Origin of the sequence: Vibrio sp. 1731, from assembly GCF_033339955.1 — a bacterium.
GTDB classification, from domain to species: Bacteria; Pseudomonadota; Gammaproteobacteria; order Enterobacterales; family Vibrionaceae; genus Vibrio; species Vibrio alginolyticus.
Genome location: NZ_JAWOVO010000023.1, coordinates 1 through 15,138, shown reverse-complemented (window position 1 = coordinate 15,138; position 15,138 = coordinate 1). Strand labels below are relative to the sequence as shown.

Here is a 15,138-nt window from a genome sequence, read left to right as displayed (position 1 = left end):
TGATGACCTGGTTAAGAAATATCGTAAAAGTATGGCTTGGGATCATACTGTTTTTACCACTTGTCGCCAACGCAGCCTATGAAAGAAATGTTGCCAAGCCAGTTAATGAAGTAGTTTACGGGAAGATTGACTCTGTCCGTTATATTACTCAACAAGAGGTTGTTCAATCGAAAAGTAACGGTTGGAAGACACTACTTGGTGCCACTATCGGTGGTTTAGTCGGTAATCAATTTGGTGGCGGTACGGGAAGAGAAGTCGCGACGGCAGTGGGTGCGCTTGCAGGTGCCGCAGTTGCTCAAAACCAAAGTAATTACCAATACACGGTTGAATATAAGTTAGTTGAGCTACTCATCAAAGTGAAGGGTGATAAGCTAATTAATGTCATCCAAGATGTTGATAAAAATATGTTATTTAGTCGAGGGGATGAAGTTCGTATTTTATATTTTGATGATGGAGTCAGGGTTGATATCACTTATTAACCCTAGGTTGTTTTAGTCTAACGAAGCCTAATCAGGCATGTACAGTCGGGCTGGCTTATCGTCAAATAAAGTCGAAATAGTTTGCTGTTTCGCCGTGCTTCTTTCGCTCTGATTTACATCGCTGGCAATGCCTTTAATTCTGTATCTTTAGGCTGCTTGAGGATATTCATAAATTAGCGCCGATTTACTCTGGTTTTGTCGTGTTTTTTTGGGTAGTCTGAATTCACGAAGAATTGTTTAGCCCTCATAAAAAATCGTATGTTGAGGGCACAAAGGATTATCAACTTTTAATGGAAAGCCTAACGTTACAACCTATCAATAAAATTCAAGGGGAAGTGAACCTTCCTGGCTCTAAAAGTGTTTCTAATCGAGCTCTTTTACTTGCTGCTCTTGCTAAAGGCAGAACTCGCCTTACTAATCTCCTCGACAGTGATGATATTCGTCATATGCTGAATGCGCTGACTAAACTAGGCGTTCAATACCAACTTTCCGAAGATAAAACAGAATGTCTCGTTGAAGGCCTTGGGCGTCCGTTTTCTGTCTCAGAGCCGGTAGAGTTATTTCTCGGCAATGCTGGCACTGCGATGCGACCATTAGCTGCGGCTCTTTGTCTTGGAGAAGGGGAGTATGTACTGACGGGCGAACCTCGTATGAAAGAGCGTCCAATTGGTCACCTTGTCACGGCACTGAAAGATGCTGGTGCGAACGTTGAGTACATGGAAAACGAGAACTTTCCGCCTCTCAAAATAATTGGTACTGGCCTAAAAGCAGGTACAGTTTCTATCGATGGGTCCATTTCAAGTCAGTTCTTGACCGCTTTCTTAATGTCTGCGCCATTGGCTGAAGGTGAAATTCGCATCAACATCGAAGGCGATTTGGTTTCTAAGCCTTATATCGATATCACCCTGCATATCATGAAGCAGTTTGGAGTCGATGTGATCAACAACGACTATCAAGAGTTTGTGATCCCAGCCGGTCAGCAATACATTGCTCCAGGTGATTTCTTGGTTGAAGGTGACGCGTCTTCTGCTTCTTACTTCTTGGCGGCGGCAGCCATCAAAGGTGGAGAAGTTAAAGTCACGGGTATCGGTAAAAACAGCATTCAAGGTGATATTCAATTTGCTGATGCGCTTGAAAAAATGGGTGCAGAAATTGAATGGGGTGATGACTACGTAATTTCACGTGTTGGTCAATTGAAAGGCATCGATATGGATTACAACCATATCCCTGATGCTGCAATGACCATCGCGACAACAGCGCTATTTGCCGAAGGCACTACCGCTATTCGTAACGTTTATAACTGGCGTGTAAAAGAAACAGACCGTTTGTCAGCTATGGCGACTGAGTTACGTAAAGTCGGTGCGGAAGTGGAAGAAGGGGAAGACTACATCATCGTCAAACCTGTCTCTCAGTTAAAGCATGCTGCGATTGATACTTACGATGATCATCGAATGGCGATGTGTTTTTCGCTGGTGGCACTTAGTGATACGCCTGTGACGATTAACGATCCAAAGTGTACGTCGAAAACGTTCCCTGACTACTTCGACAAACTTAAGGCTTTAAGCTGCTAAATATTCTGACCTAAAACAAAAAAGCCAGAGTGAATAACACTCTGGCTTTTTTGTTTCCCAATACTATTTAACCAGCGTAAATTCCTTAGAAAGGTGATGCGCTAAGTATTTGAACATATTGAATACTGCAGTCGTATTTGAAGTTGGTAAACCTTTGTCATCAAGGAAGTATTCACCTTTAAAAACTAAAACACCTTCTTTTTCTTCTACACTTGTTGCTCGCATTCCCTCGATGTAATCATCGTGCTCTTGGATGATTTGGTTAGCGATCAAAAGAAGGTCGAACTCTTCGATAAACGTTCTATCAGACATATTCTTTCTACCATTCTATTTAGTTAAGAATGCTGAGTATACCTACAACTAAAATGGGTTTGCATGATTAATTCAGTCAATCGTTCAGTAAGACTAAACAGATCAATTTTTAGAGTATAAGCATGATGCGGAGGAAGATGGCAGAGCATTGAACCAAACTATTTTGTGATGGGTAACAAAATTTATTGCATTGGATTAGCGGATGCTAAGTTTGCCTGTTTAGATATGCCGCTCAATACCTTTCAGAACCCTGTCTCTTTGAAGTATAAAGACGATGAATTGTCAACCAATCGGATCTGAATTTCAAAAAAGCAGTTGATCTTCTTTTCATCTCGCACAATAGTAAAAAAAGAAGCAATGAAATAGAACATTATGCGGGTGGCCTTTAAACAAGGTTTCTACCCGCATTATTATGAAGGACGTTAGAGTCAGTTATGGGTAAATCACTCGTTATAGTGGAGTCACCAGCCAAGGCAAAGACGATAAATAAGTACCTTGGTAAAGACTTTATTGTTAAGTCTAGTGTTGGTCATGTGCGTGATCTGCCTACGGCCGGTCAAAGCACTGGTGAGAAAAAAGCCGCAGCCATCTCAACTAAAGGGATGAGTCCGGAAGAGAAAGCGCGCGTTAAAAAAGAGAAAGACCGCAAAGCGTTGATCAAAAAAATGGGGATTAACCCATATCATGACTGGGAAGCGAATTACCAAATCCTTCCAGGCAAAGAAAAAGTTGTCAACGAACTACAAAAACTCGCCAAAGACGCAGATTGCGTTTATCTCGCAACCGATTTGGACCGCGAAGGGGAAGCAATCGCATGGCACCTTCGTGAGATCATCGGTGGCGATGAAGAGCGATACAAACGTGTAGTTTTTAACGAAATTACGAAAAACGCGATCCAACAAGCTTTCCAGACACCTGGCGAGCTGAACATGGATGGTGTAAATGCCCAACAAGCACGTCGCTTCATGGACCGTGTCGTTGGTTTTATGGTTTCACCTTTACTTTGGAAAAAAGTGGCTCGTGGCTTATCTGCTGGTCGAGTGCAGTCTGTTGCGGTGAAATTGTTAGTTGAGCGTGAGCGTGAGATTAACGCGTTTGTACCAGAAGAATTCTGGGACATTCATGCGAATACGAAAACGAAAGACAAAGCGGACTTTAAACTGCTTGTTGCGCAGAAAGACGGTTCTGCGTTTAAGCCAGTTAATGAGGCAGAAACCAAAGCAGCGATGTCTGTACTTGAGAATGCAAGTTACGAAGTATGTAAGCGTGAAGACCGTCCTACAAAGAGCAAGCCTTCTGCACCTTACATCACCTCTACGCTTCAACAGGCAGCGAGTACACGTCTGGGCTACGGCGTGAAAAAGACCATGATGCTAGCTCAGCGCCTCTATGAGGCCGGTTACATCACTTACATGCGTACTGACTCGACTAACCTAAGTGCCGAGGCTGTGGACGCTGTACGTGACTTTATTGGTTCTGAGTTTGGTGATAAGTACCTGCCAGCGAAACCATTGACGTACGGTAGCAAAGAAGGGGCACAGGAAGCGCACGAAGCGATCCGTCCTTCAAATGTGGGTGTTAAGGCGGAAGACCTGCAAGGTGTCGATGCTGATGCGCACAAACTTTACGCTTTGATTTGGAATCAGTTTGTAGCGTGTCAAATGACGCCAGCAGAATACGATTCAACAACCATCAGTGTAAAAGCGGCAGAATACACGCTTAAAGCGAAAGGCCGTATCCTTAAATTTGACGGCTGGACTCGTGTACAGCGTCCAATGGGCAAAAACGAGGATACAATCCTTCCTGCGGTACAACTTGGCGATAAGCTAAGCTTAGAGTCACTTGACCCTAAACAGCACTTTACAAAGCCACCTGCGCGCTACACTGAAGCAGCACTGGTTAAAGAGCTGGAGAAACGAGGTATTGGTCGTCCGTCGACTTACGCATCGATCATTTCTACGATTCAAGATCGTGGCTACGTGAAAGTTGATCAGCGCCGTTTCTACGCTGAAAAAATGGGTGAAATTGTTACTGACCGCCTTGATGACAGCTTTAACGATTTGATGAACTACGACTTTACTGCGCGTATGGAACAGAAATTGGACCAAATCGCTGAAGGTGAAGTGAACTGGAAAGCTGTGTTAGACAACTTCTTTGCTGATTTTACTGGCGATCTTGAAAAAGCGGAGCTGGATGAGTCAGAAGGCGGTATGAAGTTAAACCACATCGTCATGACGGATATCGAGTGTCCGACGTGTAGCCGTCCAATGGGCATCCGTACTGCTTCGACAGGTGTGTTCTTAGGCTGTTCAGGTTACGCGTTACCACCAAAAGAGCGTTGTAAGACAACCATCAACTTGGGTGACGAAGAAGGTATTATTAACGTTCTAGAAGAAGACGTTGAAACTGCAGCTCTTCGTGCTAAAAAGCGTTGTCCGATCTGTGAAACAGCGATGGACGCATACCTGATTGATGACAAGCGTAAGATGCATGTTTGTGGTAATAACCCGAACTGTGAAGGCTACCTTGTTGAATACGGCGAGTTCAAAGTAAAAGGCTACGATGGTCCAGTTGTTGAATGTGACAAATGTGGCTCTGATATGGTGCTTAAGAACGGTCGCTTTGGTAAATACATGGATTGTACGAGCGAAACGTGCAAGAACACTCGTAAGATCTTGAAGAATGGCGAAGTCGCGCCCCCGAAAGAAGATCCTGTTCATTTCCCCGAGTTGCCATGTGAAAACTCAGATGCGTATTTCGTACTTCGTGATGGTGCTTCAGGTCTATTTATGGCGGCAAGCAACTTCCCGAAATCGCGCGAGACACGTGCTCCTTTGGTTGCTGAACTGGCACGTTTTGAAGAGCGTTTACCTGAGAAGTTCAAATACCTAGCGACCGCACCGCAAGAAGATCCTGATGGTCGTCCTGCAGTTGTACGCTTTAGTCGCAAAACAAAAGAGAACTACGTTCGTTCGGAAGAGAATGGCAAACCATCTGGTTGGACAGCGCTCTTTGTTGACGGTAAGTGGGAAGTCACTGATAAGCGTAAAAAAGCGAAAGCATAAAAACGTACGATCTAAGTAATGTAAAAAGGCAGCGATATCGCTGCCTTTTTTGCGTTTTGTTTTTGCGTAAAGGCCACTGTGTTGTTCGTATAGATCTTTGCTGCTTTGACTGAGTTTTGCTGACGCGAGAAGATCCCAGTATCAATATTTCGTAGTCGCTGATGTATTTTTTATGTAAAAAATATTCGTTGTAACTTTCATTTTGCATTCACATATTTGTTATACATTGGGCTAAAAAATCGGCGGTGTAGTGAATCCGTTCGTAAATTGTTTTCACAATGTAATCGTTTGCTTTTCCATGTGTGATCTAGATATCGTCTTGAGTACGCAAGAGCTGTATGGTACACAGAATGGCGTATTAAAAATTGTAATTTAGAACCCGCTTAGATAATTTATTACAAAAATTAGTGCAACTGTGTGCATTGTTTGCGTCAAAAAATAAGGAAAGAGTGGACGTTGCATACTGGAAGTGCCGTAGCTTTTTTATCCGTGTTGTAAGAGTTCACAGAAACTCAGAGACGGTTGCTAAATGTATTCGCTTGACTCCCCGAGTATGACTCATTCAAGCGAGTACCAAATCCAAGCTATAACGATATGGAGAACAACAAATGGCTGGTGTTTTGGGAATGATTCTTGCTGGCGGTGAAGGCTCTCGTTTGAGACCTTTAACGGAATCTCGCAGTAAACCTTCGGTACCGTTTGGTGGTAGTTATCGATTGATCGATTTTGCTCTAAACAATTTTGTTAATGCGGATCTGATGCGCATTTACGTCCTAACCCAATTTAAATCTCAATCTTTATTCCATCACTTAAAAAAGGGGTGGAACATCAACGGCATTACAGACCGCTTTATCGATCCTATTCCCGCTCAAATGCGTACTGGTAAACGTTGGTACGAAGGGACGGCGGACGCGATCTATCAAAACCTGCGTTTTATGGAATTAGAGGAACCAGAGCAAGTTTGTATTTTTGGCTCTGACCATATCTATAAGATGGATATCAAACAAATGCTGAACTTCCACTCAGAAAAGCAGGCTTCTCTGACGGTATCTGCATTGCGCATGCCACTAAAAGAGGCGTCGCAATTTGGGGTTATCGAAGTGGATAGTGAAGGTCGTATGATTGGCTTTGAAGAAAAACCAGCAAATCCGAAATCGATTCCTGGTGACCCTGATTACGCTTTAGTTTCAATGGGTAACTATGTTTTTGAAGCTCAGGTACTGTTCTCAGAGTTGGTCGAAGATGCGGATAATGAAGCTTCATCACATGATTTTGGAAAGGACATCATTCCAAAGATGTTCCCTAGAGGTGATGTGTTCGTGTATGACTTCAGTACCAACAAAATCAGTGGCGAAAAAGAAGAGGTGTACTGGCGTGATGTCGGAACTATTGATGCGTACTGGCAAGCGCATATGGATCTGCTAGAAAAAGATGCTCCATTTTCGCTGTACAACCGTAAATGGCCATTGCACACCTACTACCCACCATTGCCACCTGCGACATTTACCGACTCTGATAATGGTCGTGTGCAGATAATCGATAGTTTAGTGTGTAATGGCAGCTATGTTAGAGGCTCAAGAATCGAAAAGTCGGTGCTTGGTTTTCGCAGTAATATTGCTTCTGCTTGCGATATCAGCGAATGTATACTTCTTGGTGACGTAAAAATTGGCGAAGGCTGTGTTTTACGTCGTGTGATTGTCGACAAGGATGCCGATATTGCTCCTGGTACTCAGATTGGTGTGAATCTTCAAGAAGATAAAAAACACTTCCACGTGTCTGAGGAGGGCATTGTTGTTATTCCGAAAGGAGCTCGAGTTGGCTACTAACAACTTATCTATTCTGTTTGTAGCTTCTGAGGTTGAAGGCCTCATTAAAAGTGGTGGCTTGGCAGATGTTGCCAAGGCACTACCGGAAGCCCTTCAAAACCTACAGCAAGACGTAAGAATTACCATCCCTGCGTACAGCAGTATTGATAAACTCGCAGACGCAGAAGTTGTATTAGAAACAGAATTAACATCATGGCCGCATACGGAGTATCGAGTTTTGCGGCTCATGTTAGGTCAAAATCCTGTTTACCTGATTGATTGTCCGCCGTATTTCAATCGACCATCAATGTATGCGGAGAACAACCAAGCGTATACTGATAACGGCGAGCGCTTTGCGTTTTTTAGTGCAGCATGTCTCGACATGTTACCCAAGCTCGCCTTTCAACCTAATATCATACACGCGAACGATTGGCACACAGGTCTTGTTCCATTTTTGCTCAAGCACAGGTATGGCAATGATCCGTTTTTTGCTCATACTAAAAGCGTCATTTCAATTCACAATGCGGTCTTTAAAGGCGTATTTAGTTATGAAGACGTGCAGTGTTTGCCAGAGTTTCATTGTAGAAACGTTCCCGATGCTGCGGTGAGTGCAACGCATATTACGATGCTCAAAGCTGGTGTAATGAATGCAGATAAGATAAACGCGGTCAGCCCTACGTACGCAGAGGAACTCAAAACAGAGCTTGGCAGTCATGGAATGGCTTGGGAGTTTCAGCAACGCGCGCAGGACTTAGTTGGTATTTTGAACGGTTGTGATTACAGTGCTTGGAACCCGGAAACGGATACTTACTTGCCAGTTAATTACTGCGCCGACCAGCAAAGTATGTCGCAAGGGAAGAAAGCTTGTAAAAAAGCATTACAACAACGACTAAATTTGCCCGAAAAAAATGTAGCTATGTTCGGTATGGTTTGTCGATTGACCCAGCAGAAAGGCGTTCATTACTTGTTGCCTGCTTTGGCCGATTTTTTGAAGCACGATGTTCAGCTAGTTGTCGTTGGGACCGGAGACCCTATTCTTGCCGCTCAGCTACGAGAGGTTGCCGTGCAGTTTTCTAGCAAATTTGCCTTTGTAGAAGCGTATGACAATGAACTTGCGCATATCGTTGAAGCTGGTTCTGATTTCTTCTTGATGCCTTCTGAGTTTGAACCATGTGGCTTAAACCAAATCTATAGTATGGCTTATGGGACATTACCGATAGTACGCGGTGTTGGTGGCTTAAAGGACAGCGTTAGCGATTATGATGTAAACCCATCTGAAGCAACGGGGTTTGTTTTTTTCGAACCGACACCGCAGGCATTGTTGTTAACGATGCTAAGGGCACTGTTGCTCTACGCTCAAAACGAGCCTGAAGTGAATAAAGTACAGTTGCACGCGATGCAACAAGACTTTTGTTGGCAAAAGGCCGCAGAATCTTATTTGCAGCTTTACCACTCAGCGTTAGTTTGACTTAAAATTGTAACGAAAGGCACCGAATGAGGTGCCTTTATTATCTTGAGTAAGGGGAGTGTGGTAGGATGGCTTTTTACTCAATAGCACGATCTTTTTGATACTCAATATGACTCAGCCGCTACTTTTTCATAAAACCTATTTGCACCCTACTAGTAATGAGTGGGTTGTATTTGTGCACGGTGCTGGTGGTAGCTCTTCTATCTGGTTCAAGCAAATTAAAGCTTACAAGCAACACTTTAACTTATTGCTGATCGATTTAAGAGGTCATGGAAAGTCAAATCAGTTACTTAAAGAGCTCATTGCTAACCGTTATACCTTTACGGAAGTTACCCAAGATATTTTGAAAGTATTGGACCATTTAAAGATCCAATCCGCTCATTTTGTCGGTATGTCGCTTGGTACTATTATTGTTCGAAACCTTGCTGAATTGTCATCAGAGCGCGTACGTTCGATGGTGCTCGGCGGTGCTGTCACAAGGCTTAACACTCGTTCTCAGATATTGGTGAAATTAGGTAATTTTTGTAAGCATATCCTACCGTACATGTGGCTCTACAAACTGTTCGCTTATATTGTTATGCCTCAAAGAAGCCAACGAGAATCTCGCCACCTTTTTATTCGCGAAGCCAAGAAGCTTTGCCAAAAAGAATTTAAACGTTGGTTTATTCTTGCTGCTGATGTAAATCCGTTAATGAAATATTTTAAAGATCGAGAGTTACCCATTCCGACTCTCTACTTAATGGGCGACAGGGATTACATGTTTATTAAACCTGTCAAAGAAATGGTTGCAGCACATAAGCTCAGCATTCTACGAGAAATCCCGAATTGTGGTCATGTATGCAATGTAGAGCGTCCAGAAGACTTCAATCAACATTCCATCGAGTTTATTAAACAGCAAGCAGCATGTGCTTAAAACTGAGTGCATCCACTGAATAGGAGAGCCGCTATAGCTCTCCTAATTGATATCCACATTGCCAACATGCACCAAATTGCCCTTCGTTTATTTCATGACATTTTGGGCATTGCCAATCTTGATACTCATGCCTATCGGATTGTTTTCGATATGCTTTTACTATTTCTTCAGCTTTCATCTTTTGTGCAGTGTCAAAAAGCCACACATAAGGATCGGTATCATCACCAAACGGCAGTTCTCCTTTTAAGCCGAAAATACCTTCTCCACGAACTTCACAGTAAATTTGTTCCACTTTAAGCAGTTCACATACAATGTGTGCTTCTGCTGGGTTTTTAGCGATAAATATTTTCATCAAAATACCCACTTCACCAATTACGAGTTTTGCTGACTTGGTGTCGGCCTTACTTTATTCATAACCCATTTAGTGATGATTGGAAATAGTCCCAATAGCGCAAAAGACGCTAATACTGCGGGTGAAACAATGCCCGATAGGCTTTCAATTGTTGCTAATTGAGTACCTGCATTCAGATATACGGCTGTGCCTGGCAGCATACCTATTTGGCTAGTGAGATAAAATCTACCTACAGACATCGGCGTTAAGCCCATCAGTAAGTTGATTAGAAAGAAAGGGAATACAGGGATTAGACGCAAGGAAAATAGATAAAAAGCTCCGTCTTTTTCGACACCTTGATTAATTGCGTTGAGTTTATTTCCGAATTTGTTTTGTACCCAGTCACGCAATAAGTATCGGCTGCTCAAGAAGGCCAGTGTTGCCCCCATAGTGCTAGCGAAAGAAACCAGTAGCAAGCTTGTCCAAAAACCAAATAAGGCTGCACCAAGTAAGGTGACTACTGCCGCTCCTGGGATAGAAAAAGCGGTAATTGCAATGTAGGTAAAAAAGTAAATCGCAGCCGAGAATACAAAATTCTGATCGATGTATGTAGTTAGTGCTTCTTGTTGGGCTTTTGCATTCTCTAAGGTTAAATACTGGCCAAAGTTAATACCTAAAAAGACGATAGCCGCTAGTAGGATGAGACCTAATATCAGTTTCTTATTCATAATTTTGATTCCAATTTGGGATATATGTAATAAGACAGTAGGAAAACCGAAAAAATTTCACAAAAAAACCGCAGATTAGACTGCGGTTTTACAAGATAGTTTTTAGGCCGACTTTTATTGGAGGCCGTTCATCAACTCATCTCGGCGAGCTTGAGGTACCACACTCCAATGAGTGCCGGTGATAGCACCTTCTAGTGCCCATAGCAACTCAATGTTGACGGTTGCAGAGTGCGTATCTCTTATCGCTTTATAGGCGTTAAGCGCACCTTCCTCTTCAAGCTTCTCTACGGATTCGATGCCGGCTTTTTTTAGCATGCGCTCGGTAGCCAGTCGTAAGTTAGGCAAATCTTTCAAACGGTTAGGCTTTGTACTTGCTTGCTGTTCTTTCTCAAGCTTTGCCTTTTTCAATGATTGATTCGCTACTTCGATTAAGCGTTCGCTTGATTCCCATAAATCGCTGGAAATAGCGTAGTACTTTGTAACGACTGGAAAGCCACGTTTTTTATAAACGTAAGGCTTTAGCCCTTGTTTCTCGAAGTCAGATGAAGTTTTTTGGTCTGCTCTGATATGAAGCTGATTGTTTACCACTAGTGCAAACATTGTTTCATCAGCGAATAGTCCGAAGCCACCAAACATTGAGCGCGACTTGATATTACCAAGTGCCTCAAATAGCTTCATAGAGTCTTTGAGTATCGGTTTATCCATGTTTTGTTATCTCGGTGTAATTAATATTACGCCACCAAAAGTCAGGTCCGAGAGAGTAGCAAACATGCGTAAAAACAATGTCATTACAGAGTAAAGTCATTGCTTACACACTGCCATCGGTAACCCCGCTACCTTCCATATCGTAATATGGTTCAGGCCGGAGGCTTTGCGTCCCACTCTTTCGAATGGTTTGCCCTGTGCGTGACACAATGAGCATACTTCTTATATTGAATTAACATCACGGTTTAGCGTTAAAAATGTGATTTTGGTTCAATAAAAATGATAGATTGAATGCTCTATTTTGCATATGGAAAGGTGCAAATTGGCCTTTGAAAAGGAGTTCTTAATATATATTACATTTATATAAAACAGGGAGTTAACGTTAGTCAATTGTTATTAGAGCGGTGTGAAGTATTAGAGAATGCTTAATTTTTCCAAAAAAATAAGCGCCCCTGTAGAGCGCTTATTTAACACGGTTAAATACAGTAAAATTTAGTTCATTTTTTTCACAGTATTTCGAATTACAAGCTCAGGTTGCATTTCGAAAATTCGTTTTTCGTGTTCTTTATCTTTGATACGCTCAAGTAGAATTTCGAATGCATTTTTACCAACACGACGTTTAGGTTGGTGGATAGTCGTTAGCGGTGGAGAGAAGTATTCTGCAAGCTCGATGTTGTCGTAGCCGATCACTGAAATATCTTCAGGAATTTTGATCCCGTTTTGTTGCAAGCGGCTCATTAGGCCTAGAGCCATTGTGTCGTTAAAACAGAATACCGCCGTCGGGCGCTTGTCCATTGCGGTAATTTTATCTGCAACTAATACGGCCGTATCACATTCAAAGTTACCTTCAAGGATCCAGTCTTCATTTACAGCTAGGTTCGCTTCGCTCATTGCGCGACGGAAACCTGCAATGCGCTCTTGGCAAGCAAGCTTTTCAAAATGACCGCTTAGACAAGCGATATCCGTATGGCCATTGTCAATCAGATGTTTGGTTGCAATGTAGCCACCTTCTTCTGAGTTATCCATGATCTTGTCTGCTTGTGAGCTCTCTGGGCCCCAATCCATGACCACTTTAGGAATGTCCGCATGACGGTCAAGCATCTCTTTTAGTTCTTCGGTTAAGTCAGAACACATCACTAGGATGCCATCAACGCGCTTTTCAGCCAGCATACGAATGTAATCGCGTTGTTTTTCGTAAATCCCGCCTGTGTTACATAAAATCAGAGTATAGCCTTGGCGGTAACAGTAGCTCTCAACGCCATCAATCACTTCTGAGAAAAATAGGTTAGTTGATTGAGTTACTAACATGCCAATCGTACGAGTTGAGTTGCATTTTAGGCTGCGTGCAACGGCACTTGGCGCGTAATTCAGCTCGTCAACGGCTTTCATTACTTTTTCTTGCGTTGCTTCTGCAACGAAACGCGTTTTATTGATAACGTGCGAAACTGTCGTAGTGGAAACGCCGGCTAAGCGAGCAACGTCTTTTATCGTGGCCATAAATGGTGTCCTGTATCGAGCTACTGAAATATGTCGTATTGGATGTACCTGATGCTCTAATGGTTTCACACCTAGCAATCTAAAATTGGCGCTAAGTGTCTCGGCAGCGGTTGATCCAAGTGCGACAAAAGGGTGCGTAGCAGCATCGGTCGATGAATTTTATCTTTTTTCTATCTGATGAGAAATTGCCATCAACCTGTTAAGAAAACACAAAAACCGCTATATTTCAGCGGTTTACATATAAATCATATTTAATCGTTTGCGCTCACATTTTAGCCCTATGTGGACTGACTAGCAATGTTTTCAGCAAGAGATTTGTGTATTTGAAGTCACATTTTGACTGCTAAATAACCAAGCGTCTTTGCGCTAAGTTAAGGCAAACGAATATTATACCCAAGTTACTTACAATTGGTCACTTTCAGGCATACAGGAAGCCCGATAGGCAGGCTCCCTAAAAATAGGCGGCAATTATTCACCAAGAAGGTAGGCGCTGTCTAGTTTACAAAATGCAACTAATAGTTTCGCGACACTCGAGTAAAATCCAAATTCGTCGAATTTTTTACATTTGTCTGAAAACTGAGGTAACCAAGACATCAATTGTTGCTGGATAAAGTCGTTTTGTTTAACGAAGGCTTCTTCCATGTGTTTTTCTTGTTCAAGCTCGTTTGAGCGGATAATCATGTTCCCGAGAAAGTCGAGCTCAACGGCTAAGTGATCCGCAGGTTCCTTTAGGTTTTCGTCTACTTGAACGCCAAATTCAGCCATCAACTTTTCCATTTCCTCAGCTGGCTTGTCATTCAGTAAACCTGATTCACCAATGTACATGGATGCGTAAGGAAGAGCGCCGTATTTTTCTGTCTTCAAAAACAGTTCACAAAAGTCAGCTGCAAGCTCTAGTTGTGCATCTTCACGATCTTGTAACCGATTCAATGCATCAACTAGGCTATCAACAGCTGGTTTCAGCGACTCATTTTCACCTAAACCTGCGAGAAAACTGCGAATTTCAACACTGTGATAGGCTTCCAATTCTTTCTCTGTTAGTTCTTTTGCGAACAAGCTCGAAAACCACCAGTAAATTTCAGCGCGTTTTTCATTAAAAGCTTTCACTTCTTGCATTTTGGGCTCCTGAATGATGCTTCAAGTCATGCATCACAAAGTCAATTAGGGATATCCCCTAAGTGTAATCAATTAAAATGAATAGCAGTAACTATAATTGTTATGTTTTATGGTCAAAAATGACCGTTTATTAATAGCAATGGGCAAGCTTGTTTTGAATCAATAAAAACGCTAAATCTTGCGTTTTAATGTATCTATGACTAGAAATGTTACTAGTTATGAATAGAATACGTCTTGGATAATAAGAAGACAGAAAAGTGGTGTAAATGAGCTATCACGTATTAGTCGTAGAAGATGATGTTGTAACTCGTAGTAAGCTTGCGGGATATTTCCAAAATGAGGGCTACCAAGTCAGCGAAGCAGAGAGTGGCGCAGAAATGCGTGAAGTTTTGCAAGCGGGCGATGTAGACCTGATCATGCTGGATATTAACCTGCCTGGTGAAGACGGCCTGATGCTTACTCGTGAGTTACGTAGCCAATCGGATATTGGTATCATATTAGTAACAGGACGCACGGATAGCATTGATAAAATCGTAGGCCTAGAAATGGGTGCTGACGATTATGTGACAAAACCTTTTGAACTGAGAGAGCTGTTAGTTCGCGTTAAAAACTTGCTGTGGCGTATTTCAGCAGCGCGCAGTGGCAGCTCGAAAGCGAATGAAACCAGTGAAGAGCACATTGTGCGCTTTGGGGAGTGGACATTCGACATTCAACGTCGCGCACTTAGCCGCAACGGTGAGCCAGTAAAACTAACTAAAGCAGAGTATGAACTTTTGGTGGCATTATCGTCTTACCCTAACCAGGTGTTAAGTCGTGAGCGTATTTTGAACATGATCAGCCATCGAGTGGATGCGCCGAATGACCGCACCATTGATGTTCTTATTCGACGTATGCGCGCAAAAATGGAGTTCGATCCTAAGAACCCACAGATTTTTGTAACGGTACACGGCGAAGGCTATATGTTTGCTGGTGACTAGTTGGAACATAACTCAATCGTAAAAAGAAAAAGGAGAGCTTCGGCTCTCCTTTTTTGTGGCTTCTGTGCCGTCCTAAATAAGGTTGACACTTTCTACCCCCAAAATTGGAGAGTGTTATGAAATCAACAACTAAAAGAACTCAGCGCGATTACTCCCTCGCTTTTAAACTCA

At 42.6% G+C, this 15,138-nt stretch carries 13 protein-coding genes and 1 riboswitch; of the genes, 7 read left to right on the top strand and 6 right to left on the bottom strand.

Going from position 1 to position 15,138, the window contains the following annotated elements; all coding sequences use genetic code 11:
- Positions 1 to 2: 2 nt before the first annotated feature.
- Together R7035_RS20670 and aroA are read left to right on the top strand one after the other, a co-directional pair.
- The gene (locus R7035_RS20670; protein ID WP_005378348.1) at positions 3 to 479 is read left to right on the top strand and encodes a glycine zipper 2TM domain-containing protein; all 477 of its coding nucleotides are present in this window, start codon (positions 3 to 5) and stop codon (positions 477 to 479) included.
- 290 nt (positions 480 to 769) lie between these two features.
- A complete protein-coding gene (aroA, locus tag R7035_RS20665) occupies positions 770 to 2,050 on the top strand; it encodes a 3-phosphoshikimate 1-carboxyvinyltransferase (protein WP_005387883.1) in 1,281 nt (426 codons plus the stop codon).
- A 63-nt stretch (positions 2,051 to 2,113) separates the two neighbouring features.
- Here the strand turns inward: aroA and R7035_RS20660 are convergent, their stop codons facing one another.
- Positions 2,114 to 2,362: a YciN family protein gene (locus tag R7035_RS20660; RefSeq protein WP_005387884.1), complete on the bottom strand. Its 249-nt coding sequence runs from the start codon at positions 2,360 to 2,362 to the stop codon at positions 2,114 to 2,116.
- A 434-nt stretch (positions 2,363 to 2,796) separates the two neighbouring features.
- Between R7035_RS20660 and topA the strand changes: the two genes are divergently transcribed.
- The 4 genes from topA to R7035_RS20640 all read left to right on the top strand — a co-directional run bounded on the left by topA (position 2,797) and on the right by R7035_RS20640 (position 9,613).
- Positions 2,797 to 5,427: a type I DNA topoisomerase gene (topA, locus tag R7035_RS20655; RefSeq protein ID WP_005378351.1), complete on the top strand. Its 2,631-nt coding sequence runs from the start codon at positions 2,797 to 2,799 to the stop codon at positions 5,425 to 5,427.
- Positions 5,428 to 6,035: 608 nt separating this feature from the next.
- Positions 6,036 to 7,253 (top strand): glucose-1-phosphate adenylyltransferase, encoded by a 1,218-nt coding sequence (glgC, locus tag R7035_RS20650; protein WP_017634726.1) that lies wholly within the window; start codon positions 6,036 to 6,038, stop codon positions 7,251 to 7,253.
- Positions 7,243 to 8,700: a glycogen synthase GlgA gene (glgA, locus tag R7035_RS20645; protein ID WP_262652171.1), complete on the top strand. Its 1,458-nt coding sequence runs from the start codon at positions 7,243 to 7,245 to the stop codon at positions 8,698 to 8,700. Before glgC ends, glgA begins: the two co-directional genes overlap by 11 nt.
- A gap of 109 nt (positions 8,701 to 8,809) precedes the next feature.
- Entirely contained in the window at positions 8,810 to 9,613 is an 804-nt protein-coding gene (locus R7035_RS20640) for an alpha/beta fold hydrolase (RefSeq protein WP_005378354.1), read from the top strand.
- 31 nt (positions 9,614 to 9,644) lie between these two features.
- Here the strand turns inward: R7035_RS20640 and R7035_RS20635 are convergent, their stop codons facing one another.
- From R7035_RS20635 to torD, 5 genes are all read right to left on the bottom strand, one after another.
- On the bottom strand, positions 9,645 to 9,965 hold the full coding sequence (locus R7035_RS20635; RefSeq protein ID WP_017820033.1) for a DUF2007 domain-containing protein: 321 nt from the start codon (positions 9,963 to 9,965) through the stop codon (positions 9,645 to 9,647).
- Between the two features lie 20 nt (positions 9,966 to 9,985).
- Complete coding sequence (locus R7035_RS20630) at positions 9,986 to 10,672, bottom strand: TVP38/TMEM64 family protein (protein ID WP_005378366.1); 687 nt, start codon at positions 10,670 to 10,672, stop codon at positions 9,986 to 9,988.
- 114 nt (positions 10,673 to 10,786) lie between these two features.
- Entirely contained in the window at positions 10,787 to 11,377 is a 591-nt protein-coding gene (locus R7035_RS20625; protein WP_318146247.1) for a TfoX/Sxy family DNA transformation protein, read from the bottom strand.
- A 115-nt stretch (positions 11,378 to 11,492) separates the two neighbouring features.
- Positions 11,493 to 11,582, bottom strand: a riboswitch (cyclic di-GMP riboswitch).
- Positions 11,583 to 11,869: 287 nt separating this feature from the next.
- On the bottom strand, positions 11,870 to 12,874 hold the full coding sequence (gene purR, locus R7035_RS20620) for an HTH-type transcriptional repressor PurR (protein WP_005378368.1): 1,005 nt from the start codon (positions 12,872 to 12,874) through the stop codon (positions 11,870 to 11,872).
- A 468-nt stretch (positions 12,875 to 13,342) separates the two neighbouring features.
- Positions 13,343 to 13,990: a molecular chaperone TorD gene (gene torD, locus R7035_RS20615; protein WP_005378369.1), complete on the bottom strand. Its 648-nt coding sequence runs from the start codon at positions 13,988 to 13,990 to the stop codon at positions 13,343 to 13,345.
- Between the two features lie 266 nt (positions 13,991 to 14,256).
- On the opposite strand from torD, the gene torR reads away from it, so the two are divergent.
- Positions 14,257 to 14,967, top strand: a complete 711-nt coding sequence (gene torR / locus R7035_RS20610) for a two-component system response regulator TorR (protein ID WP_005378370.1) — start codon at positions 14,257 to 14,259, stop codon at positions 14,965 to 14,967.
- The last annotated feature ends 171 nt before the right edge of the window (positions 14,968 to 15,138 follow it).